Raw genomic sequence first — 20,348 nt, forward strand, 5'->3', positions numbered from 1 at the left:
CAGCGAGAATGGCGGCCCCGGCACGTGGCCGGGAGGATGGAGAGCGTTATGGGGTTTGATCAAATTCGTCAGCGCCGTTTGTCTGACGATATTGTCGAGCAGCTTGAGGGCATGATCCTTGAGGGCACATTGAAGTCGGGCGAGCGCTTGCCAGCTGAGCGTGCCTTGGCCGAACGATTCGGTGTATCGCGCCCGTCGTTGCGCGAAGCGATTCAAAAACTATCAGCCAAGGGGTTGCTGGTCAGTCGTCAGGGTGGCGGCAATTATGTGGCGACTTCACTTGGATCGACGTTCAGCGATCCGTTGCTGCAATTGCTTGAGAGTAACCCTGAAGCGCAACGCGACTTGCTTGAATTTCGTCATACGCTGGAGGCGTCATGTGCGTTTTATGCGGCCTTGCGCGCAACAGAGGTGGATCGTGATCGGCTGCGCCTTGCATTTGAGCGCTTGCAGGATTGTTATGCGCGGGTTGACGAGGTCAGTCGTGCCGAGGAGGGCGAGGCGGATGCAAGCTTCCATTTGGCCATTGCCGAGGCCAGTCATAACGCGGTGTTGCTGCACACCATTCGCGGGTTGTTTGACCTGCTAAAGCGCAACGTGGTGACCAACATTGGCGGGATGTACAAGCAGCGCAGCGAAACGCGCGACATGTTGATCAGTCAGCATCGCGAGTTGTACCTGGCGATTATTGAGGGGCGGGCAGAGGATGCGCGGGAAGTGGCCAGCCGCCATCTGATGTATGTGCAGGAAGTGTTGGAGGAGGTGCGTCAGGAGGTTCAGCGCACAGCGCGGGCCGAGCGGCGTAATGGGTTGTAATAGCTGCCGAAGGCTGCGTCCGGCGACGGAGTCGTCGTAAAGCCGGTGAACACGAACTTTCTCTAAGGTCGTGTCTTCAGCCTTTACGATCGCTTCGCGACCGAACGCAGCCTCGCAGAGCTCGGCAGCTGCTGCGGGGGGCTTGGAGCTAGTCTTCCTTGCCCTTGTTGCGCACCGCACGCTGTAGCTCACGATCAGAATCGCGCTCGCGTTCGGTATGGCGCTTGTCGTATTCCTTCTTGCCTTTACCTAGGGCAATTTCGCACTTGATCAAGTGCTTGCTCCAGTAAATCGAAAGGCAGACGCAGGCGTAACCCTTCTGCTGTACCGCGGCAAACAGCTTTTCAAGCTCGCGCTTGTTGAGCAACAGTTTGCGGCTGCGCGTGGGGTCGGCAATAACGTGCGTGCTGGCGGTCGTCAAAGGGGCGATGTGGCTGCCGAGCAACCAGGCTTCACCGTCCTTGAGAAGCACATAGCTGTCGACCAGCTGTGCTTTGCCTGCACGCAGACTTTTTACTTCCCAGCCGGCCAGGACCAGACCAGCCTCGAACCGATGTTCGATGAAGTAATCGTGTCGCGCCTTTTTATTCTGCGCGATGGTCCCTGTGGGGTGTTTCTTTTGTTTAGCCATAGGGGCGGCATTATAGGCAGTTGCGAGCAAGTCGGCTACGGGCACCTGCGTGCTTGAGCACGTAGGTTGAATCCCGGACAATGCGCGCTCTTTTTTATCGGTTGGGCGTAGTAACGATGTCGACAGACAAGGTTTCTGTCCACGGCAGTTGGGCAAGCCGTTGGGTCTTTATTCTCGCTGCGACCGGTTCTGCCGTTGGTTTGGGCAGTATTTGGAAATTCCCTTACATGGTTGGCGTCTACGGTGGTGGCGCATTTGTGTTGGTGTTTTTGGCGTGTATCGCGCTGATCGGTGTGCCGGTCATGCTGGCCGAGACGTTGATCGGGCGTCGCGCGCGGCTAAGTCCGGCTAACGCCTTGAAGGTGCTGGCACTCCAGGCGGGGCATTCGGGGCGTTGGTCCTGGTGGGCCTTTGCCGGGATGATCACGGCGTTGCTGATCCTTTCTTTTTACAGTGTGGTCGGTGGCTGGTCGCTGGATTACATCATCAATATGGGCAAAGGCGACTTCCAAGGCACGACGGCCGATCAGGTGGGTGCTTATTTTGGCAAGGTTATTTCTGATCCCTGGCGTCTGACGTTCTGGCACACCGCGTTCATGCTGCTTTCAGCCTTTGTCATTGCTAAAGGTGTGGTGGCGGGGCTTGAGCGCAGTTTACGGATCATGATGCCCATCCTGTTTGTGCTGCTATTGGTATTGCTGGGTTACAGCATGACCACGGGGCATTTTATGGAGGGCGTGCATTTTATGTTCGACTTCAACCCGGACCGCGTTATGGATGGATTGCTGGCTGCGATGGGCCATGCGTTCTTTTCACTGAGCGTGGGCGTGGGGTCGATCATGATCTATGGCGCCTATATGCCGAAGAATGCATCGATATCCAGCACGGTCGTGGGCGTAGCGTTGATCGATACGTTTGTCTCATTGCTGGCTGGCCTGGCATTGTTTCCAATTGTATTTGCATCAGGACTTAACCCGAGTGAAGGCCCGGGGCTGATGTTTGTGACGTTGCCATTCGCCTTCGGTAACGTGGCGTTCGGTCAATTGATGGGCGTGGTGTTTTTCGTTTTGGTCGCTGTTGCGGCCTGGAGCTCTGCGATTTCCTTGCTGGAACCGATGGTGGCTTATTTGGTTGAGCGCACTAAGGTGCGGCGGCTTTGGGTCACGTTTTGGCTGGCGTTCAGCTGCTGGTTTGTTGGTTTGGGCACAGTTTTCTCGTTCAATATCTGGAAGCAGGCCAAGTTTTTTGTGAACGAAGAATCAGGTTTTCGCCTCTACCAATGGGGAGCGGAGCAGGGTTTGGACTTCTTTGGTGTCGTCGATTTCCTTACCTCGCGTATCATGCTCCCCTTGGGCGGGCTGTGTTTTGTAGTCTTTGCGGGCTGGATCATGGGCCGTGGCGCCGTGCACGACGAGTTGTCGATGCGCAGCCCGGTACTGTTCGCCCTGACTCTTTTTTTGATGCGCTATGTGGCGCCACTCGGCATTCTGATTGTGTTTGCCGCCCAGCTGTGGAAGTAACGCTGACATGACTACCCATATTCAACGCTCCGCCTTGCTGCCTTACCCTGCGCAGGCCCTGTATGACTTGGTCAACGATGTGGCCAAGTACCCGGAGTTTCTGCCGTGGTGCTCTTCTGCCGAAATTATTGAAAGCACTGAAGTGCTGATGCGCGCCAGTTTGGGGGTGGCAAAGGGGGGCTTGAGCCAGCACTTTGTGACGCGCAATACCCTGGTGCCGGGCCAGTCGATTGAGATGAATCTTGAAGAAGGCCCGTTCAAGCAGTTGCACGGTGTTTGGGTGTTCAAACCCTTGGGCGAAAAGGCCTGCAAGATCAGTCTGGACATGTCGTTTGACTACGCCGGATCAATCATAAGAACAACGCTGGGTCCGCTGTTCAATCAGGCGGCAAATACGTTGGTGGACGCCTTTTGCCAGCGTGCCAAGCAGTTGTATGGCTAAGCCGGTGATTACCATTGAAGTGGTGTATGCGGCCGTCGAGCGTCAGCGTCTGTTGGTGATGACTGTTGCCGAAAGCACCACCGTACGTGCAGCGGTGTTGGCGTCGGGGTTGAATGCTGATTTCCCCGAGTTGGATCTGGCGAGTTGCCCTGTCGGAATTTTCGGTAAGCAGGTTAGCGATCCCGAAGAACGGTTGTTGCAGGCAGGGGATCGAATCGAAATTTATCGACCGTTGCTGGCTGACCCCAAAGAAATTCGTCGCCAGCGTGCAGCCAGGGCGGCTGAGGTTAAGCGGTTGAATCAGTCGTCGTAGTTTTGCAGGCAACAAAAAGCCCGGCATGCCGGGCTTTTTTGTACCGAACGATTATTGTTCGGTGGTATCCAGTGGTTCTGGCGTCGGCACGGGCACTGTTTCGACCCCGTCGACATCCTTCTGGATTTGATCAAGCAGCGAACCAGGCTTGGCTGGAACTTCGCTCTTCTCGGTCGGAGCAGCCGGTGTGGTCACGTTGGAGCCACCGTCTTTACCGAGAATCGCTTCGTCTCGGCTTACACCAGGCATGAAATCACCTGACAAGCTGACGAGCTGGTCATTTTGGTTGAAGAACACGCTGACGCGTTCCTGTTGGCGTTCACCGCCGCCTGGTTGCAGGCTATACAAATAATCCCAACGATCCGGATGGAATGTATCGGTCAGCAGGGCGTTCCCCATGATAAACCGCACTTGCCGACGGGTCATTCCCGGGCGTAACTGGTTTATCATGTCCTGCGTGACGACATTGCCCTGCTGGATGTCGATTTTGTAAACCCCGGGGAATGAACAACCGGCGAGTGCGAGCAGTCCCACAAAGGTGAAACTGGTTAGCAAGAGCTTGGTGTTTTGCATCGGTGGGCGACTTCCACTATCTTGGCTGGGACAACGTAAACGCCGATCATACCCGTATTAAGAGAAGCTGCGAAGCGGCTTCCGCGAGAAAGCTAACCATGGTTGAAAATAGCGAACTACGTAAGGCCGGACTTAAGGTGACTCTGCCGCGAGTCAAAATTCTGCAAATGCTTGATTCTGCTGAGCAGCGTCACATGAGCGCCGAGGATGTTTACAAGGCTCTCATGCAAGCTGGCGAGGACGTCGGTCTGGCCACGGTTTACCGTGTACTGACTCAGTTCGAGTCTGCTGGGCTGGTGATTCGCCACAATTTTGATGGCGGTCATGCTGTGTTTGAGTTGGCGGATGCCGACGGTGGCCACCACGACCATATGGTCAACGTGGACAGCGGCGAAGTGATTGAGTTTTTCGACGAAGACATTGAAAAGCTCCAGCATGCGATCGCTGCCAAGCACGGTGTTGAGTTGGTAGACCACAACTTGGTGCTCTACGTACGTAAGAAAACCAAGTAAGCAAGTCACACGAATTGCGGTTCGTGAAACGATCGAAGGCGACCTTAGGGTCGCCTTCGTGCTTTCTCTCGGTCTAGTGTGTTAACCGTTCGTCGCTAAGCTGCCTGGTTTTTTGCACTGAAGACCATTTTCTTGGCGTGCGCCAAGGACTCTTTGGTCAGGTCGATGCCACCCAGCATGCGAGCGACTTCTTCTACGCGTTCTTTTTGGCTGAGTTTTGACACCGCCGTGCGCGTGGCTTCGCTGTCGCGGACCTTGTGCACAAATAGATGCTGATGGCATTGCGCGGCGACTTGCGGCAAGTGCGTCACGGTTAATACTTGGCCCCGTTCGCCCAAGCGGCGTAGCAACTGGCCGACAATTTCTGCCGTTGGGCCACCAATCCCGACATCCACTTCGTCGAAAACAAGGGTCGGGACGCGAGAGGTTTGTGCGGTGATGACCTGAATGGCCAGGCTGATGCGTGACAGTTCGCCGCCAGATGCCACTTTTGCCAAGGCTTTGAGTGGCTGACCCGGGTTTGCACTCACCAGCAGTTCGACGTGTTCAAGGCCGTAGGGCATCGGGTCGCTGCTGCTTTGCGGTTTGAGTTCGATCACGAAACGGCCACCGGGCATGCCCAGGCGCTGAATCTCTTCTTCAACAGCGCTGCCTAAGCGTGTGGCTGCTTGAGTGCGCAGGTTGCTGAGTTCGCGCGCACATTCTTGATAGTGACGAGCGTAAGCCGTCAGTTCATTCGCCAGTCGTTCGATGGACTCATCATTGGCATTGAGCGTTTCGAGTTCATCCATCAGTTTTTGCTGCAAAGCGCATACATCAGCGGGCTGGACGCGGTGTTTGCGCGCCATTGTATAAATGGAGTCCAGTCGTTCTTCTAAATACTGCAAGCGCCGCGGGTCTGCATCGAAATGATCAAGGAAGCGATTAAGCTCGCCGACGGCCTCTTCGACTTGAATCTGTGCACTCGCCAGTAAATCAGAGGCTTCATTCAAGGCGCTGGCATTTTTGTTAACGCTGGACAGCCGATTCAGGCTGACAGTCAGGGCGTTGAGCACATTGCCAGAATCACTTTCGCTGCACTGCTCGACAACCTGGCGGCAGATGGTAAGCAGGGTCTCGGAATTGGTCAGGTTTTTGTGTTCCTGCTCCAGTTCTTCCAGCTCGTTTTCGGCAAGTGCCAGATTTTCGAGCTCTTCAAGCTGGTAGCTGAGCAGTTGGTGGCGCGCTTGTTGTTGCTCGCCTGAGTTGGAGAGGTGTTCGAACTCTTGCTTGGTCTGGCGCCAGCGTTGTGCGGCGAGCTGAACCTGGCGAGCGAGATCGGTAGCGCCCGCATATTCGTCGAGTAGTCGGCGATGAGTGTCGGGTTTTAGCAGTGACTGGTGCTCATGCTGGCTGTGGATATCGATCAGCAACTCGCCCAAGGCTTTTAAGTCGCCTTGAGGGCATGGTGTGCCGTTGATGTACCCGCGCGAACGACCTTCACTGGTAATCACGCGGCGCAGGATGCATAGGCCATCGTTGTCGAGGTCGCGCTCGGCCAGCCAGGCCCGTGCCTCGGGGATTTCCTGCAAGTCGAAGCTGGCCAGAATGTCCGCTTTTTCGGCTCCGGGGCGGACTACGCCACTGTCTGCGCGGTCGCCCAGGGTTAGCCCCAGCGCGTCGAGCATGATCGATTTACCGGCGCCGGTTTCGCCAGTGATTACACTCATTCCGCGATCGAGTTCAAGATCGAGGTGTTCAACGATGGCGTAATTGTGTACGGACAGGTGCACCAGCATAGGAGCCGCTCCAAAACGTAATGTCTGGTTATTTATACAGTGTTTTGATTCGTGCTGACAATGGGCGGACTTAGTTCGATTTGCTCGTATTCTCAGAATTCTTAGGCCGTTTAGTATTTTTACGTGGCCAGGAGTGACGCAAACCCATGACTTCCTGTTTCTGGCTCTTGAACCTGAAAATTGCGACCCCATATAACTTGGCACAAGCGCGAGTCGAGCTCGCGGACAAAGTTTGAAAGGAGAAATCTATGGCAGACGAACAGACTATGGATACGCAGAACCAAGACGCTAATCAGGCCGCCGATGCAGCAGGCGAAGATCTGGTGGCCCGTGTGCAGTCACTTGAAGAGCAGCTGGCAGCCGCCAATGATCAGGCTCTGCGCGTAGCTGCCGATCTGCAAAACGTCCGCCGCCGTGCCGAGCAGGACGTTGAGAAAGCACACAAGTTTGCTTTGGAAAAATTTGCGGGCGACCTGTTACCGGTTATTGATAGCCTGGAGCGTGGTCTTGAGCTGTCCAGCCCGGACGACGAGAGCATTCGTCCGATGCGTGAAGGGATTGAGCTGACCCTGAAAATGTTTCAGGACACCCTGAAGCGTTATCAGCTGGAAGCGATCGACCCGCACGGCGAGCCCTTTAATGCTGAGCATCATCAGGCAATGGCCATGCAAGAAAGTGCTGACCTTGAGCCTAACAGCGTGATCAAGGTGTTTCAAAAGGGCTATCAGCTCAATGGTCGCTTGCTGCGCCCGGCTATGGTCGTAGTCAGCAAGGCTCCTGCGCCGGTTTCGCCTTCGATTGACGAGCAGGCTTGAAATCGGTCGTAAGGCCCCCATTTAGAAGTCAAGCGATTAAGTAATGCCGCAGTTGGTCATTACTGCTGCGGCAAAAAAATTCAAATTTAGGGAGAGTTAACATGGGCAGAATTATCGGTATTGACCTCGGGACCACTAACTCGTGTGTTTCGGTTCTGGAAAACGGCAAGGCTAAAGTCATTGAAAACGCTGAAGGCGCGCGTACTACGCCGTCGATCATTGCGTACGCCAACGATGGCGAAATTCTGGTTGGCCAGTCGGCCAAGCGTCAGGCAGTGACCAATCCGCATAACACCCTGTACGCGGTGAAGCGTCTGATCGGTCGTCGTTTTGAAGAAGAAGTAGTACAAAAAGATATTCAGATGGTGCCTTACAAGATCGTCAAGGCAGACAACGGCGATGCTTGGGTTGAAGTGAACGGCCAGAAAATGGCGCCGCCACAAATCTCGGCTGAAATTCTGAAGAAAATGAAGAAGACCGCCGAAGACTACCTCGGCGAGCCAGTGACTGAAGCGGTTATCACCGTTCCGGCCTACTTCAACGACAGCCAGCGTCAGGCAACCAAAGATGCCGGCCGTATTGCAGGTCTGGACGTTAAGCGCATCATCAACGAACCAACCGCAGCAGCTCTGGCCTACGGTATGGACAAAGCGCGCGGCGACCACACTGTCATCGTTTATGACTTGGGTGGCGGTACGTTCGACGTGTCGGTCATTGAAATTGCCGAAGTGGATGGCGAGCACCAGTTTGAAGTGCTGGCGACCAACGGTGACACGTTCCTGGGTGGTGAAGACTTTGACATCCGTCTGATTGACTACCTGGTTGACGAGTTCAAGAAAGAAAGCGGCATGAACCTTAAGGGTGACCCGCTGGCGATGCAGCGTCTGAAAGAAGCGGCTGAAAAAGCCAAGATCGAACTGTCTTCCAGCCAGTCGACTGATGTGAATCTGCCGTACATCACTGCCGATGCCACGGGTCCTAAACACTTGAACGTGAAGATTTCTCGCGCCAAGTTGGAATCGCTGGTTGAAGACCTGGTTCAGCGCACTATCGAACCTTGCCGTATCGCGTTGAAAGATGCGGGTATCGATGTGTCGAAAATCAACGACGTGATTTTGGTCGGTGGTCAGACACGTATGCCGCTGGTTCAGAAGCTGGTAACTGAGTTCTTCGGTAAAGAAGCACGTAAAGACGTGAACCCGGACGAAGCAGTTGCCATGGGTGCTGCTATCCAGGGCGCAGTATTGGCGGGTGATGTTAAAGACGTTCTGTTGTTGGACGTTAGCCCGCTGACTCTGGGTATTGAAACCATGGGCGGTGTAATGACTGCTCTGATCGAGAAAAACACCACGATTCCTACCAAGAAATCGCAAGTGTTCTCGACTGCTGACGACAACCAGGGCGCTGTGACTATTCACGTTCTGCAAGGTGAGCGTAAGCAAGCTGCTCAGAACAAATCGTTGGGCAAGTTCGACCTGGCTGACATTCCACCTGCTCCACGTGGTGTGCCACAGATCGAAGTGACCTTCGATATTGATGCCAACGGCATCTTGAATGTAAGTGCAAAAGACAAGGCGACTGGCAAGTCCCAGTCCATCGTGATCAAGGCTAACTCGGGTCTGTCCGAGGAAGAAATTGCTCAGATGGTACGTGACGCTGAAGTCAACGCCGAGGAAGACCGTAAGTTCGAAGAGCTGGCGGCTGCACGTAACCAGGGCGACGCACTGGTTCACTCGACCCGCAAAATGGTTGCTGATGCAGGCGACAAAGTAACCGAGGAAGAGAAGGTCGCAATCGAAGCTGCAGTAGTTGCTCTTGAAGCTGCTGTTAAAGGCGACGATAAAGCGGCTATCGAAGCCAAGGTTGAAGAGCTGTCCAAAGTGTCTGCTCCGGTTGCTCAGAAGATGTACGCCGAGCAAGCGAACCCGGCAGATGCGCAAGCTCAGTCAGCTGATTCGGCTGAAAAAGCAGACGACGTTGTTGATGCTGAGTTCGAAGAAGTAAAAGACAACAAGTAATCAGCTTGTTTGTCGCCCGGTTGACCGTGTTTAAGCGGTGACTGGTAGGATGTCGCCGCGCGGGAGCTAGCTCCCGCGTTGGCGTGTCTGGAGTAGAGGAATTTTTACAGCATGCGACAAGGTCGGGTGCTGGCGGTCCGGGTCGAAAATTTCTAACTTTTTGGCTTTGAGTTACCGCTCCTGTCGGCCAAAGCATTGGCTGTTAAACAGAAACCAAAATCGTTGAAAAGACGTGAGTCGAGACTGATCTCCATCGGGCTTGGCGGGTTTGGTGAGGCTCGGGAGGGTTTTGCCGAACGTCCTTGAGAGTGCACAGAATTATGGCAAAGCGCGACTATTACGAAATTTTGGGTGTTGAACGCACCACAACTGAAGTTGAACTCAAGAAAGCGTATCGCCGCCTGGCGATGAAGCATCACCCGGATCGCAATCCGGATGACAAAGCATCTGAAGAGCTCTTCAAAGAAGCCAATGAAGCGTATGAAGTCCTGTCGGACTCCAGTAAGCGTGCGGCCTACGATCAATACGGTCATGCCGGTGTTGATCCACAAATGGGCGGCGGCGGTGCTGGTTTTGGCGGTCAGAACTTCTCCGATATTTTCGGTGATGTGTTCAGTGATTTCTTTGGCGGTGGTCGTGGCGGCTCCCGGGGCGGTGCGCAGCGTGGTAGCGATTTGCGCTATACGCTGGAGCTTGACCTGGAAGAAGCTGTGCGCGGTACCACGGTCAATATCCGCGTTCCGACACAGGTCAATTGCAAGCCCTGCGATGGCTCGGGTGCGAAAAAAGGCTCTTCGCCTGTGACCTGTCCTACGTGCGGTGGTATCGGCCAGGTACGCATGCAGCAAGGTTTCTTTGCTGTGCAGCAGACCTGCCCGCGCTGTCATGGTCAGGGCAAAATAATTTCCGACCCGTGTGACAGCTGTCAGGGCGCAGGTCGGGTCGAAGAATACAAAACCCTGTCCGTGAAAGTGCCCGCTGGTGTGGATACGGGCGATCGTATTCGTCTTTCCGGAGAAGGTGAGGCAGGCATTCAGGGTGGGCCGACTGGCGACCTGTATGTCGTGATTGATGTTCGTGAGCACGCGATTTTCCAGCGCGACGGTAAGCACCTGTTCTGCGAAGTGCCTATCAATTTTGCAGAGGCAGCCTTGGGTGCTGAGCTTGAAGTGCCGACGCTTGATGGTCGCGTGAAGTTGAAAATCCCGGAAGGCACGCAAACCGGCAAGCAGTTCCGCCTGCGAGGCAAGGGTGTGGCTCCAGTGCGGGGTGGCGGTGCGGGCGACTTGATGTGCCGTGTTGTCATTGAAACGCCGGTCAAGCTGAGCCGTCGTCAGCGTGAGCTGATGGAGGAGTTTCGTTCGACACTGGAAGGCGATAGCAGTCATTCGCCGAATGCCACGGGCTGGTTTGAAGGCGTGAAGCGCTTCTTCGGCGATTTGTAAGGAGCAGGGCATGCGACGTATAGCTGTGATGGGCGCTGCCGGGCGCATGGGCAAGACGCTGGTCGATGCGGTGCAGCAGCGCTCGCCGCTGGGAGGTCTCACGGCGGCGATTGTCCGTCCAGGTAGCACGTTGGTGGGGGCTGATGCTGGTGAGTTGGCGTCTCTGGGGCGCATCGGTGTGCCGTTGTCCTCTAATCTGGAGGCAGTGATTGATGAGTTCGATGTGTTGATCGATTTCACGCTTCCAGAAGTGATGTTGAAAAATCTGGAGATCTGCCGCAAGTCGGGTAAGGCCATGGTTATTGGTACTACCGGATTGTCTCAGCCTCAAAAGCATCTGTTGTTTGAGGCGGGCAATGAGATCCCGATTGTGTTTGCCGCCAATTTCAGTGTTGGCGTCAATCTATCGCTCAAGCTGCTGGATATGGCAGCTCGTGTGATGGGAGATGATGCGGACATTGAAATCATCGAGGCGCATCACCGCCATAAAATCGACGCGCCCTCGGGCACTGCGCTGCGCATGGGAGAGGTCATCGCCGATGCGTTGGGGCGCGACCTGGATAAGGTCGCAGTCTATGGTCGTGAAGGTCACACGGGCGCTCGTGAGCGTGAAACCATTGGCTTCGCCACTGTTCGCGGCGGTGATGTGGTCGGAGATCACACCGTGCTGTTCGCTACTGAGGGGGAGCGGTTGGAAATTACCCACAAGGCTTCCAGTCGAATGACCTTCGCCAAAGGCGCTGTTCGCGCAGCGTTGTGGTTGGAGGGGCGTGAGCCTGGCCTCTACGACATGCAGGATGTGCTCGACCTGCGTTGAGTTGACTCTGTAAAATCCGGCTGTTGGTACGCCACGAGCCGGATTTTTAACCGCTACGCGATGTTCTGTCGCATTCCTCTGCCTTTTAGGCTCTTTTAGCGGTAGACCAAAAAAGCCTTTTTCTGTAAGCTACAGCTTTAGTGTGTCCACTAAAAGCGCGCAGATAATTCGATGAAGAAGCGGGGTGACGTGTCCATACGTCACTCCGCTTTTTTACAACCTGCGATCGCCCTTTCAGGCTTTATTTACGGGAGGTCTTCTTGACTAAGCAAGCCATACTCGCCCTCGCTGATGGCAGCATTTTTCGCGGCGAAGCCATTGGAGCCGACGGTCAAACCGTTGGTGAGGTGGTGTTTAACACCGCAATGACTGGCTACCAGGAGATCCTGACGGATCCTTCCTATGCTCAGCAAATCGTGACCCTGACTTACCCGCATGTTGGCAATACCGGTACTACGCCGGAAGACGCCGAGTCTGATCGTGTTTGGTCCGCAGGTCTGGTAATTCGTGATCTGCCGCTGGTTGCCAGTAACTGGCGCAACACGATGTCGCTGGCCGACTATCTGAAAGCCAACAATGTAGTGGCGATCGCCGGTATCGACACGCGCCGCCTGACGCGCATCCTGCGTGAAAAAGGCGCGCAGAACGGTTGCATCATGGCCGGCGATAACATCTCTGACGAAGCTGCAATTGCCGCCGCACGCGGCTTCCCTGGCCTGAAAGGCATGGATCTGGCGAAAGTCGTCAGCACTGAAAAAGCCTACGAGTGGCGCTCCAGCGTCTGGAACCTCGCTACTGACAGTCACCCGACTATCGAGGCCAGCGAACTCCCTTACCACGTTGTTGCCTACGACTACGGCGTAAAGTGGAACATTCTGCGCATGCTGGTTGAGCGCGGTTGCCGCGTGACCGTAGTGCCAGCACAGACCCCAGCCAGCGATGTGCTGGCACTCAATCCGGATGGCGTGTTCCTGTCCAATGGCCCAGGTGATCCTGAGCCTTGCGACTACGCAATCACTGCCATCAAGGAAGTGCTCAACACCGAGATCCCTGTGTTCGGTATCTGCTTGGGTCACCAGTTGCTGGCTCTGGCCTCTGGTGCCAAGACGGTGAAAATGGGTCATGGTCACCACGGTGCCAATCACCCGGTTCAGGACCTGGACACTGGCGTGGTAATGATTACCAGCCAGAACCACGGTTTTGCGGTAGACGAAGCGAGCTTGCCGGCCAACGTGCGCGCCATTCACAAGTCGCTGTTTGACGGTACGTTGCAAGGCATCGAACTGACCGACAAGAGCGCTTTTAGCTTCCAGGGTCACCCTGAAGCAAGCCCTGGCCCGAACGACGTAGCGCCGCTGTTCGATCGCTTCATCAATGAGATGGCCAAGCGCCGCTGATCGGTTTCCTGCCGTAACGCCTTGTGGCGGTCCCGATTCCGGTGACCCCCGGGCGCTTCAGGAACCTGATTGACAGCTTGCCGACTGACCTGCGGATTTGAGTGACAAACCCATGCCAAAACGTACAGACATAAAAAGCATCCTGATTCTCGGCGCTGGCCCGATTGTGATCGGCCAGGCGTGCGAATTCGACTACTCCGGCGCCCAGGCCTGTAAAGCCCTGCGTGAAGAGGGTTACCGCGTCATTCTGGTGAACTCCAACCCGGCCACCATCATGACCGACCCGGACATGGCCGACGCGACGTATATCGAGCCGATCAAGTGGCAGACTGTTGCCAAGATCATCGAAAAAGAGCGCCCGGACGCCCTGTTGCCAACCATGGGTGGCCAGACTGCACTGAACTGCGCGCTGGACCTCGAGCGCGAAGGCGTTCTGGAGAAGTTCGGCGTAGAGATGATCGGCGCCAATGCCGACACCATCGACAAAGCCGAAGACCGTTCGCGCTTCGACAAGGCCATGAAGTCCATCGGCCTGGACTGCCCGCGTTCCGGTATTGCCCACACAATGGAAGAGGCCAATGCGGTCCTCGAGCGTCTGGGGTTCCCGTGCATCATCCGTCCGTCCTTCACGATGGGCGGTACGGGTGGTGGTATCGCTTACAACCGTGAAGAGTTCGAAGAAATCTGTACGCGTGGTCTGGATCTGTCGCCTACCAAAGAGCTGCTGATCGACGAGTCCCTGATCGGCTGGAAAGAGTACGAGATGGAGGTGGTCCGCGATAAGAAGGACAACTGCATCATCGTGTGCTCAATCGAAAACTTCGACCCGATGGGTGTGCACACCGGTGACTCGATCACCGTTGCTCCGGCACAAACCCTGACGGACAAGGAATACCAGATCATGCGTAACGCCTCCTTGGCGGTACTGCGTGAGATTGGCGTTGAAACCGGCGGCTCCAACGTTCAGTTCGGCATCTGCCCGGACACCGGTCGCATGGTCGTGATCGAGATGAACCCGCGCGTTTCTCGCTCTTCGGCGCTGGCATCGAAAGCGACCGGCTTCCCGATTGCCCGCATCGCTGCCAAATTGGCCATCGGCTACACCCTGGATGAACTGCAAAACGAAATCACGGGCGGCGCAACGCCTGCGTCCTTCGAGCCGTCCATCGATTATGTTGTAACCAAGTTGCCGCGCTTTGCGTTTGAAAAATTCGCCAAGGCTGACGCGCGTTTGACCACGCAGATGAAATCTGTGGGTGAAGTCATGGCTATTGGCCGGACTTTCCAGGAATCCCTGCAAAAAGCCCTTCGTGGTCTGGAAGTGGGTGTCAGCGGTCTTGATCCCAAGCTGGACCTGAGCAACCCGGAAAGCATGGCCGTGCTCAAGCGCGAGCTGACAGTGCCGGGCGCAGAGCGTATCTGGTACGTAGCTGACGCGTTCCGCGCCGGCATGACCGTTGAAGATATCTTCGGCATGAATATGATTGACCCTTGGTTCCTGGTACAGATCGAAGATCTGATCAAGGACGAAGAAAAAATCAAAACCATGGCCCTGTCCTCGATCAATCGCGACGCCATGTACCGCTTTAAGCGCAAAGGCTTCTCCGATGCACGCCTGGCCGTATTGCTGGGCGTGACCGAGAAGAACTTGCGCCGCCACCGTCACAAGCTCGAAGTGTTCCCGGTCTACAAGCGCGTTGACACCTGCGCGGCCGAGTTCGCGACAGACACGGCCTACATGTACTCCACCTACGAGGAAGAGTGCGAAGCCAACCCTTCGGATCGTGACAAGATCATGATTCTGGGTGGTGGCCCGAACCGTATCGGCCAGGGTATCGAGTTCGACTATTGCTGCGTTCACGCGGCTCTGGCGCTGCGTGCCGACGGTTACGAGACCATCATGGTCAACTGCAACCCGGAAACCGTTTCCACCGACTACGACACTTCGGATCGCTTGTACTTCGAATCCGTGACCCTGGAAGACGTGTTGGAAATCGTGCGTGTCGAGAAGCCAAAAGGCGTCATCGTTCAGTACGGCGGCCAGACCCCGCTGAAACTGGCGCGCGCTCTGGAAGAAGCGGGTGTGCCGATTATCGGTACCAGCCCTGACGCTATTGACCGTGCAGAAGACCGTGAGCGCTTCCAGCAGATGGTTGAGCGCCTGAACCTGCGTCAGCCGCCTAACGCCACGGTGCGCAGCGAAGACGAAGCTATTCGTGCTGCTGGCAAGATCGGTTACCCGCTGGTTGTTCGACCTTCCTACGTGTTGGGCGGTCGTGCGATGGAAATCGTCTACGAAGAAGAAGAGCTCAAGCGCTATCTGCGTGACGCGGTGAAAGTGTCCAACGATAGCCCTGTGTTGCTCGATCACTTCCTTAACTGCGCCATCGAAATGGACGTGGATGCTGTCTGCGACGGCACTGATGTGGTGATCGGCGCGATCATGCAGCACATTGAGCAGGCAGGTGTTCACTCGGGTGACTCCGCGTGCTCGCTGCCGCCGTACTCGCTGCCGCTGCACATCCAGGACGAGATGCGCGAGCAGGTCAAGAAGATGGCGCTGGAATTGGGTGTTGTTGGCCTCATGAACGTGCAGTTGGCCTTGCAGGGCGAAGACATCTACGTCATCGAGGTGAACCCTCGTGCTTCGCGTACTGTTCCTTTCGTGTCCAAATGCATCGGCGTTTCCCTGGCAATGATCGCTGCACGCGTCATGGCCGGTAAAACCCTGAAGGAAATTGGTTTCACTAAAGAGATCATTCCTAACTTCTACAGCGTGAAAGAGGCGGTGTTCCCGTTCGCCAAATTCCCGGGTGTCGATCCGATCCTTGGCCCTGAGATGAAGTCCACTGGTGAAGTGATGGGTGTGGGCGATACCTTCGGCGAAGCGTTTGCCAAGGCCCAGATGGGTGCAAGCGAAGTATTGCCAACGGGCGGTACGGCATTCATCAGCGTGCGTGACGATGACAAGCCTCTCGTGGCTGGCGTTGCGCGCGATCTGATTGACCTGGGCTTTGAGATCGTTTCTACGGTTGGCACTGCCAAGTTCATCGAGGCAGCGGGTTTGAAAGTGCGCCGCGTGAACAAAGTGACCGAAGGTCGTCCTCACGTTGTCGATATGATCAAGAATGACGAGGTCACTCTGATCATCAACACGACTGAAGGTCGCCAGTCGATTGCTGACTCTTACTCCATTCGTCGTAACGCTTTGCAGCATAAGATTTACTGCACCACGACCATTGCTGCTGGCGAAGCAATCTGCGAAGCGCTTAAATTCGGTCCTGAAAAAACCGTACGTCGTTTGCAGGATCTACACGCAGGATTGAAGGCATGACCAAGTACCCAATGACAGTCCAGGGTGCAAAAGCCCTGGAAGAAGAGCACGCACACCTGACCAAGGTTGTCCGACCAAAGTTGAGCCAGGATATCGGCACAGCGCGTGAGCTGGGCGACCTTAAGGAAAACGCTGAATACCATGCAGCCCGTGAGCAGCAAGGTATGGTTGAAGCGCGTATCCGTGACATCGAAGGTCGCATGCAGAATGCCGTGATCATCGATGTAACAACGATTCCTCATACCGGAAAAGTTATTTTCGGTACGACGGTCGAGATCGCCAACGTTGAAACTGACGAAAGCGTTACCTATCAGATCGTTGGCGAAGATGAAGCGGACTTCAAACTCGGAAAAATCTCAGTGGGTTCGCCCCTGGCTCGTGCCTTGATTGCCAAGGAAGAGGGTGATGTCGTGGCGGTGAAAACGCCGGGCGGCGTCATTGAGTACGAAATTGTTAAAGTCAGTCACATCTGAGTGAACGCGCCCGCTTCGTGCGGGCGCGCTGCTTTTTGCCGCTGACCCGGCTAGATCGAGTTGGCAGCTTGCAAGTGCTATATACAGATTTTTACCGGCGCTGGCGGCAAAAGGGTTGGCGCTGTTTTTGATCGATGAAGTGCGCGGTACGGATTTGTACGCGGCGGGTAGCCTGAGCGGCTTGCGGGTAGGTTGCGCTGGGTGTTTCTGGTTGTCCGTACGTTTGCAGGCACTGTTAGCTATTGATCAGCAAGAGTATCAGGGCGCGCCAGGCGCACCCTTGACCCTTGTCGGCATCACTTGAAACGGTGGATGTTCGACAGTTGCTTGTTTGCATTGACGTTTCTGCGGTACAGAAGCGCCATTTTGCCGATAACCTGTACCAATTCCGCTTTGCCGCTTTTGCATAGTTCTGCAACGGCTGCCAGGCGAGATTCGCGATCCAGGATGTTGACTTTGATTTTAATCAGCTCGTGATCGCCCAATGCGCGTTCGAGTTCGGCTAAAACACCTTCAGTCAAACCATTGTCAGCCACAGTCAATACTGGTTTCAGATGGTGGCCAATGGATTTGTACTGTTTCTTCTGCTCTTGAGTGAGCGGCATAATCTGACCCCTGTGTCTGATCTTGTAAAAAGCGGCGGCCAGTTTACCCGAGCGAGTCCCAGACCGCCCAGTTAATCACGACCCGTTTAAATTTTTTGAGGTGGCCCGTGGCCCGTTCCAAAACTAGCCTGAATTGGCTGAAAGAACATTTCAACGATCCATACGTCAAGATGGCGCAGAAAGATGGGTATCGCTCGCGTGCCAGTTACAAGTTGCTGGAGATTCAGGAGCGTGATCGTCTGATCCGCCCGGGCATGACTGTAATTGACTTGGGCGCTGCTCCCGGTGGTTGGTCGCAGGTGACCAGTCGTCTGATTGGTGGGCAGGGTCGTTTGATCGCATCTGACATCCTGGAAATGGACAGCATTCCTGATGTGACCTTCATTCAGGGGGATTTTACTCAGGATGACGTTTTGGCTCAGATCCTTGAGGCGGTCGGAAATACACAGGTAGACCTTGTGATTTCCGATATGGCCCCCAATATGAGTGGGTTAGCAGCTGTCGATATGCCGCGTGCAATGTTCTTGTGCGAATTAGCGCTGGATCTTGCCGGTCGCGTCCTGCGTCCGGGTGGTGATTTCCTGATCAAGGTTTTCCAGGGCGAAGGCTTCGATCAGTACCACAAAGACATTCGTAAGCTGTTTGACAAGGTGCAGATGCGCAAGCCTTCTTCGTCTCGCGACAGGTCCCGTGAACAGTATTTGCTGGGCCGGGGCTTCCGCGGTATTGATGGTTCTGCCAGTGATGAGCGTCTCTGACCAGGGCGATAGTTTTTTTTGTATCGCTTTACAGATCTGGCATAACGAATATTGTGTAGTCAAAGTTTCACAAAGGGTTACAGACGGAGCCTGCAAGGGTTGTAGGCAATGTAGTAAGTTATGCCGGTGAATATCATGCGAAGCACGCTTTCAGTAGCGGAGCTTGCTTCAGAGGGTAGCTAATTGAACGATATGGCAAAGAATCTGATCCTGTGGTTGATCATCGCGGCGGTCCTTGTGACCGTGATGAACAACTTCTCGAGTCCCAACGAGCCGCAAACCCTCAACTATTCCGACTTCATCCAGCAAGTTAAGGATGGCAAAGTCGAGCGCGTAGCGGTTGATGGCTACGTGATCACCGGCAAGCGCAGTGATGGCGATACGTTCAAAACCATTCGTCCGGCGATTCAGGACAACGGTTTGATCGGCGATCTGGTGGATAACCACGTCACCGTTGAAGGCAAGCTGCCTGAGCAACAAAGCATCTGGACCCAGTTGCTAGTTGCAAGCTTCCCGATTCTGGTGATTATTGCTGTCTTCATGTTCTTCATGCGCCAAATGCAGGGCGGTGCCGGTGGTAAAGGCGGCCCGATGAGCTTTGGCAAGAGCAAGGCGCGTCTGCTGTCAGAAGATCAGGTCAAGACGACCCTGGCTGACGTAGCGGGCTGTGACGAAGCCAAGGAAGAAGTGGGCGAGCTGGTTGAGTTCTTGCGTGATCCGGGCAAGTTCCAGCGCCTGGGTGGTCGCATTCCACGCGGCGTGCTGATGGTTGGCCCGCCAGGTACCGGTAAAACCCTGATCGCCAAGGCGATTGCGGGTGAAGCCAAGGTGCCGTTCTTCACGATTTCCGGTTCCGACTTTGTGGAAATGTTCGTGGGCGTCGGTGCAAGCCGTGTTCGTGACATGTTTGAACAAGCCAAGAAGCACGCCCCTTGCATCATCTTTATCGATGAAATCGATGCTGTCGGCCGTCACCGAGGTAACGGTATGGGCGGCGGTCATGATGAGCGCGAGCAGACGCTTAACCAGTTGTTGGTTGAGATGGATGGTTTTGAGATGAACGACGGCATCATTGTGATTGCCGCCACCAACCGTCCTGACGTGCTTGACCCTGCGCTGCTGCGTCCGGGTCGTTTTGACCGTCAGGTCGTGGTTGGCTTGCCGGACATTCGTGGTCGCGAGCAAATCCTCAAGGTACACATGCGTAAAGTGCCAATGGGTGATGACGTCCAGCCGGGCGTTATTGCACGCGGTACTCCGGGCTTCTCCGGTGCCGACCTGGCTAACCTGGTGAATGAAGCCTCCCTGTTCGCAGCGCGTACCGGTAAGCGTGTTGTTGAAATGAAAGAGTTCGAGCTGGCCAAGGACAAGATCATGATGGGCGCCGAGCGCAAATCCATGGTTATGTCGGATAAAGAAAAACGCAACACGGCTTATCACGAAGCGGGTCACGCAATTGTTGGTCGTGTAGTGCCTGAGCACGATCCGGTCTACAAGGTGTCGATCATTCCTCGCGGTCGAGCCTTGGGCGTGACTATGTTCTTGCCTGAAGAGGATCGTTACAGCCTGTCCAAGCGTGCGTTGATCAGTCAGATCTGCTCGCTGTATGGCGGTCGTATTGCTGAAGAAATGACCTTGGGCTTTGACGGTGTTACCACGGGTGCGTCCAACGACATCATGCGAGCGAGCCAGATTGCACGCAACATGGTGACCAAGTGGGGCTTGTCCGAGAAGCTCGGCCCGCTGATGTATGCCGAAGATGAAGAGTCTTATCTTGGGCGTGGCGGTGGTGGTCAGGGGGCAAATGTTTCAGGTGAGACGGCCAAACTGATCGACTCTGAGGTGCGCAGCATCATTGACCAGTGCTATGGCACGGCTAAGCAGATACTGACCGACAACCGTGACAAGCTTGAAGCTATGGCGGATGCCCTGATGAAGTATGAAACGATCGATGCTGATCAGATCGACGACATCATGGCGGGTCGCCCTCCGCGCGAACCGCGTGATTGGGGCGATGGTTCGGGAACGCCGACAGCGCCGAGTCTGGATAAGACCGATCGCCCGGAAACACCTATCGGCGGCCCGGCAGCTGATCACTAAG

19 protein-coding genes are annotated in these 20,348 nt (G+C 55.2%); 15 read left to right on the forward strand and 4 right to left on the reverse strand.

Features of this window, described 5'->3' with window-relative positions; all coding sequences use genetic code 11:
• Positions 1-48 precede the first annotated feature (48 nt).
• Positions 49-816 (forward strand): GntR family transcriptional regulator, encoded by a 768-nt coding sequence (locus tag TU86_RS19595; RefSeq protein WP_048365985.1) that lies wholly within the window; start codon positions 49-51, stop codon positions 814-816.
• Between the two features lie 148 nt (positions 817-964).
• Here the strand turns inward: TU86_RS19595 and smpB are convergent, their stop codons facing one another.
• Complete coding sequence (smpB, locus tag TU86_RS19600; RefSeq protein WP_048365986.1) at positions 965-1,447, reverse strand: SsrA-binding protein SmpB; 483 nt, start codon at positions 1,445-1,447, stop codon at positions 965-967.
• Positions 1,448-1,563: 116 nt separating this feature from the next.
• Between smpB and TU86_RS19605 the strand changes: the two genes are divergently transcribed.
• From TU86_RS19605 to TU86_RS19615, 3 genes are read left to right on the forward strand one after another with little or no spacing between them, the layout of a single operon-like run.
• On the forward strand, positions 1,564-2,967 hold the full coding sequence (locus tag TU86_RS19605) for a sodium-dependent transporter (RefSeq protein WP_048365987.1): 1,404 nt from the start codon (positions 1,564-1,566) through the stop codon (positions 2,965-2,967).
• 7 nt (positions 2,968-2,974) lie between these two features.
• Positions 2,975-3,409, forward strand: a complete 435-nt coding sequence (locus TU86_RS19610; protein ID WP_048365988.1) for a type II toxin-antitoxin system RatA family toxin — start codon at positions 2,975-2,977, stop codon at positions 3,407-3,409.
• Complete coding sequence (locus tag TU86_RS19615) at positions 3,402-3,722, forward strand: RnfH family protein (RefSeq protein WP_048365989.1); 321 nt, start codon at positions 3,402-3,404, stop codon at positions 3,720-3,722. Before TU86_RS19610 ends, TU86_RS19615 begins: the two co-directional genes overlap by 8 nt.
• Positions 3,723-3,773: 51 nt before the next feature.
• Here the strand turns inward: TU86_RS19615 and TU86_RS19620 are convergent, their stop codons facing one another.
• Positions 3,774-4,295, reverse strand: a complete 522-nt coding sequence (locus tag TU86_RS19620) for an outer membrane protein assembly factor BamE (RefSeq protein ID WP_048365990.1) — start codon at positions 4,293-4,295, stop codon at positions 3,774-3,776.
• 98 nt (positions 4,296-4,393) lie between these two features.
• Between TU86_RS19620 and fur the strand changes: the two genes are divergently transcribed.
• Positions 4,394-4,807, forward strand: coding sequence for a ferric iron uptake transcriptional regulator (gene fur / locus TU86_RS19625; protein ID WP_003439580.1), 414 nt, complete (start codon positions 4,394-4,396; stop codon positions 4,805-4,807).
• Positions 4,808-4,902: 95 nt separating this feature from the next.
• Here the strand turns inward: fur and recN are convergent, their stop codons facing one another.
• Positions 4,903-6,585, reverse strand: coding sequence for a DNA repair protein RecN (gene recN / locus TU86_RS19630; protein ID WP_048365991.1), 1,683 nt, complete (start codon positions 6,583-6,585; stop codon positions 4,903-4,905).
• A gap of 248 nt (positions 6,586-6,833) precedes the next feature.
• Between recN and grpE the strand changes: the two genes are divergently transcribed.
• The 8 genes from grpE (at position 6,834) to TU86_RS19670 (ending at position 17,188) form a co-directional block, all read left to right on the forward strand.
• Positions 6,834-7,400: a nucleotide exchange factor GrpE gene (gene grpE, locus TU86_RS19635; protein ID WP_048365992.1), complete on the forward strand. Its 567-nt coding sequence runs from the start codon at positions 6,834-6,836 to the stop codon at positions 7,398-7,400.
• A gap of 101 nt (positions 7,401-7,501) precedes the next feature.
• Positions 7,502-9,418, forward strand: a complete 1,917-nt coding sequence (dnaK, locus tag TU86_RS19640) for a molecular chaperone DnaK (RefSeq protein ID WP_048365993.1) — start codon at positions 7,502-7,504, stop codon at positions 9,416-9,418.
• 320 nt (positions 9,419-9,738) lie between these two features.
• Entirely contained in the window at positions 9,739-10,863 is a 1,125-nt protein-coding gene (gene dnaJ / locus TU86_RS19645) for a molecular chaperone DnaJ (RefSeq protein WP_048365994.1), read from the forward strand.
• A gap of 10 nt (positions 10,864-10,873) precedes the next feature.
• On the forward strand, positions 10,874-11,680 hold the full coding sequence (gene dapB, locus TU86_RS19650; protein WP_048365995.1) for a 4-hydroxy-tetrahydrodipicolinate reductase: 807 nt from the start codon (positions 10,874-10,876) through the stop codon (positions 11,678-11,680).
• Between the two features lie 260 nt (positions 11,681-11,940).
• Positions 11,941-13,077, forward strand: a complete 1,137-nt coding sequence (gene carA / locus TU86_RS19655) for a glutamine-hydrolyzing carbamoyl-phosphate synthase small subunit (protein WP_048365996.1) — start codon at positions 11,941-11,943, stop codon at positions 13,075-13,077.
• 112 nt (positions 13,078-13,189) lie between these two features.
• Positions 13,190-16,411 carry a carbamoyl-phosphate synthase large subunit gene (gene carB, locus TU86_RS19660; protein WP_048366043.1) on the forward strand — a complete coding sequence of 1,074 codons (3,222 nt, stop codon included), beginning with the start codon at positions 13,190-13,192 and terminating at the stop codon, positions 16,409-16,411.
• Positions 16,408-16,884, forward strand: coding sequence for a transcription elongation factor GreA (greA, locus tag TU86_RS19665; RefSeq protein WP_048365997.1), 477 nt, complete (start codon positions 16,408-16,410; stop codon positions 16,882-16,884). The genes carB and greA overlap by 4 nt, the downstream gene beginning before the upstream one ends.
• A 115-nt stretch (positions 16,885-16,999) precedes the next feature.
• Complete coding sequence (locus tag TU86_RS19670) at positions 17,000-17,188, forward strand: hypothetical protein (protein WP_048365998.1); 189 nt, start codon at positions 17,000-17,002, stop codon at positions 17,186-17,188.
• Here TU86_RS19670 and yhbY read toward each other — a convergent pair.
• Complete coding sequence (yhbY, locus tag TU86_RS19675; protein WP_048365999.1) at positions 17,181-17,489, reverse strand: ribosome assembly RNA-binding protein YhbY; 309 nt, start codon at positions 17,487-17,489, stop codon at positions 17,181-17,183. The two genes, TU86_RS19670 and yhbY, sit on opposite strands and share 8 nt — an antisense overlap.
• Positions 17,490-17,596: 107 nt before the next feature.
• On the opposite strand from yhbY, the gene rlmE reads away from it, so the two are divergent.
• Complete coding sequence (gene rlmE, locus TU86_RS19680) at positions 17,597-18,247, forward strand: 23S rRNA (uridine(2552)-2'-O)-methyltransferase RlmE (RefSeq protein WP_048366000.1); 651 nt, start codon at positions 17,597-17,599, stop codon at positions 18,245-18,247.
• A gap of 192 nt (positions 18,248-18,439) precedes the next feature.
• Positions 18,440-20,347, forward strand: a complete 1,908-nt coding sequence (gene ftsH, locus TU86_RS19685) for an ATP-dependent zinc metalloprotease FtsH (RefSeq protein WP_048366001.1) — start codon at positions 18,440-18,442, stop codon at positions 20,345-20,347.
• The last annotated feature ends 1 nt before the right edge of the window (position 20,348 follow it).

This window comes from Pseudomonas weihenstephanensis (genome assembly GCF_001043055.1).
GTDB lineage: Bacteria > Pseudomonadota > Gammaproteobacteria > Pseudomonadales > Pseudomonadaceae > Aquipseudomonas > Aquipseudomonas weihenstephanensis.

Bases quoted from the DNA above. Each gene is read 5' to 3' on its own strand.
- TU86_RS19620 (WP_048365990.1), bottom strand. From the start codon at position 4,295: ATGCAAAACACCAAGCTCTTGCTAACCAGTTTCACCTTTGTGGGACTG.
- greA (WP_048365997.1), top strand. From the start codon at position 16,408: ATGACCAAGTACCCAATGACAGTCCAGGGTGCAAAAGCCCTGGAAGAA.
- yhbY (WP_048365999.1), bottom strand. From the start codon at position 17,489: ATGCCGCTCACTCAAGAGCAGAAGAAACAGTACAAATCCATTGGCCAC.
- ftsH (WP_048366001.1), top strand. From the start codon at position 18,440: ATGGCAAAGAATCTGATCCTGTGGTTGATCATCGCGGCGGTCCTTGTG.
- recN (WP_048365991.1), bottom strand. From the start codon at position 6,585: ATGCTGGTGCACCTGTCCGTACACAATTACGCCATCGTTGAACACCTC.
- TU86_RS19605 (WP_048365987.1), top strand. From the start codon at position 1,564: ATGTCGACAGACAAGGTTTCTGTCCACGGCAGTTGGGCAAGCCGTTGG.
- grpE (WP_048365992.1), top strand. From the start codon at position 6,834: ATGGCAGACGAACAGACTATGGATACGCAGAACCAAGACGCTAATCAG.
- TU86_RS19615 (WP_048365989.1), top strand. From the start codon at position 3,402: ATGGCTAAGCCGGTGATTACCATTGAAGTGGTGTATGCGGCCGTCGAG.
- TU86_RS19595 (WP_048365985.1), top strand. From the start codon at position 49: ATGGGGTTTGATCAAATTCGTCAGCGCCGTTTGTCTGACGATATTGTC.
- fur (WP_003439580.1), top strand. From the start codon at position 4,394: ATGGTTGAAAATAGCGAACTACGTAAGGCCGGACTTAAGGTGACTCTG.
- TU86_RS19610 (WP_048365988.1), top strand. From the start codon at position 2,975: ATGACTACCCATATTCAACGCTCCGCCTTGCTGCCTTACCCTGCGCAG.
- smpB (WP_048365986.1), bottom strand. From the start codon at position 1,447: ATGGCTAAACAAAAGAAACACCCCACAGGGACCATCGCGCAGAATAAA.
- dnaJ (WP_048365994.1), top strand. From the start codon at position 9,739: ATGGCAAAGCGCGACTATTACGAAATTTTGGGTGTTGAACGCACCACA.
- carB (WP_048366043.1), top strand. From the start codon at position 13,190: ATGCCAAAACGTACAGACATAAAAAGCATCCTGATTCTCGGCGCTGGC.
- dnaK (WP_048365993.1), top strand. From the start codon at position 7,502: ATGGGCAGAATTATCGGTATTGACCTCGGGACCACTAACTCGTGTGTT.
- dapB (WP_048365995.1), top strand. From the start codon at position 10,874: ATGCGACGTATAGCTGTGATGGGCGCTGCCGGGCGCATGGGCAAGACG.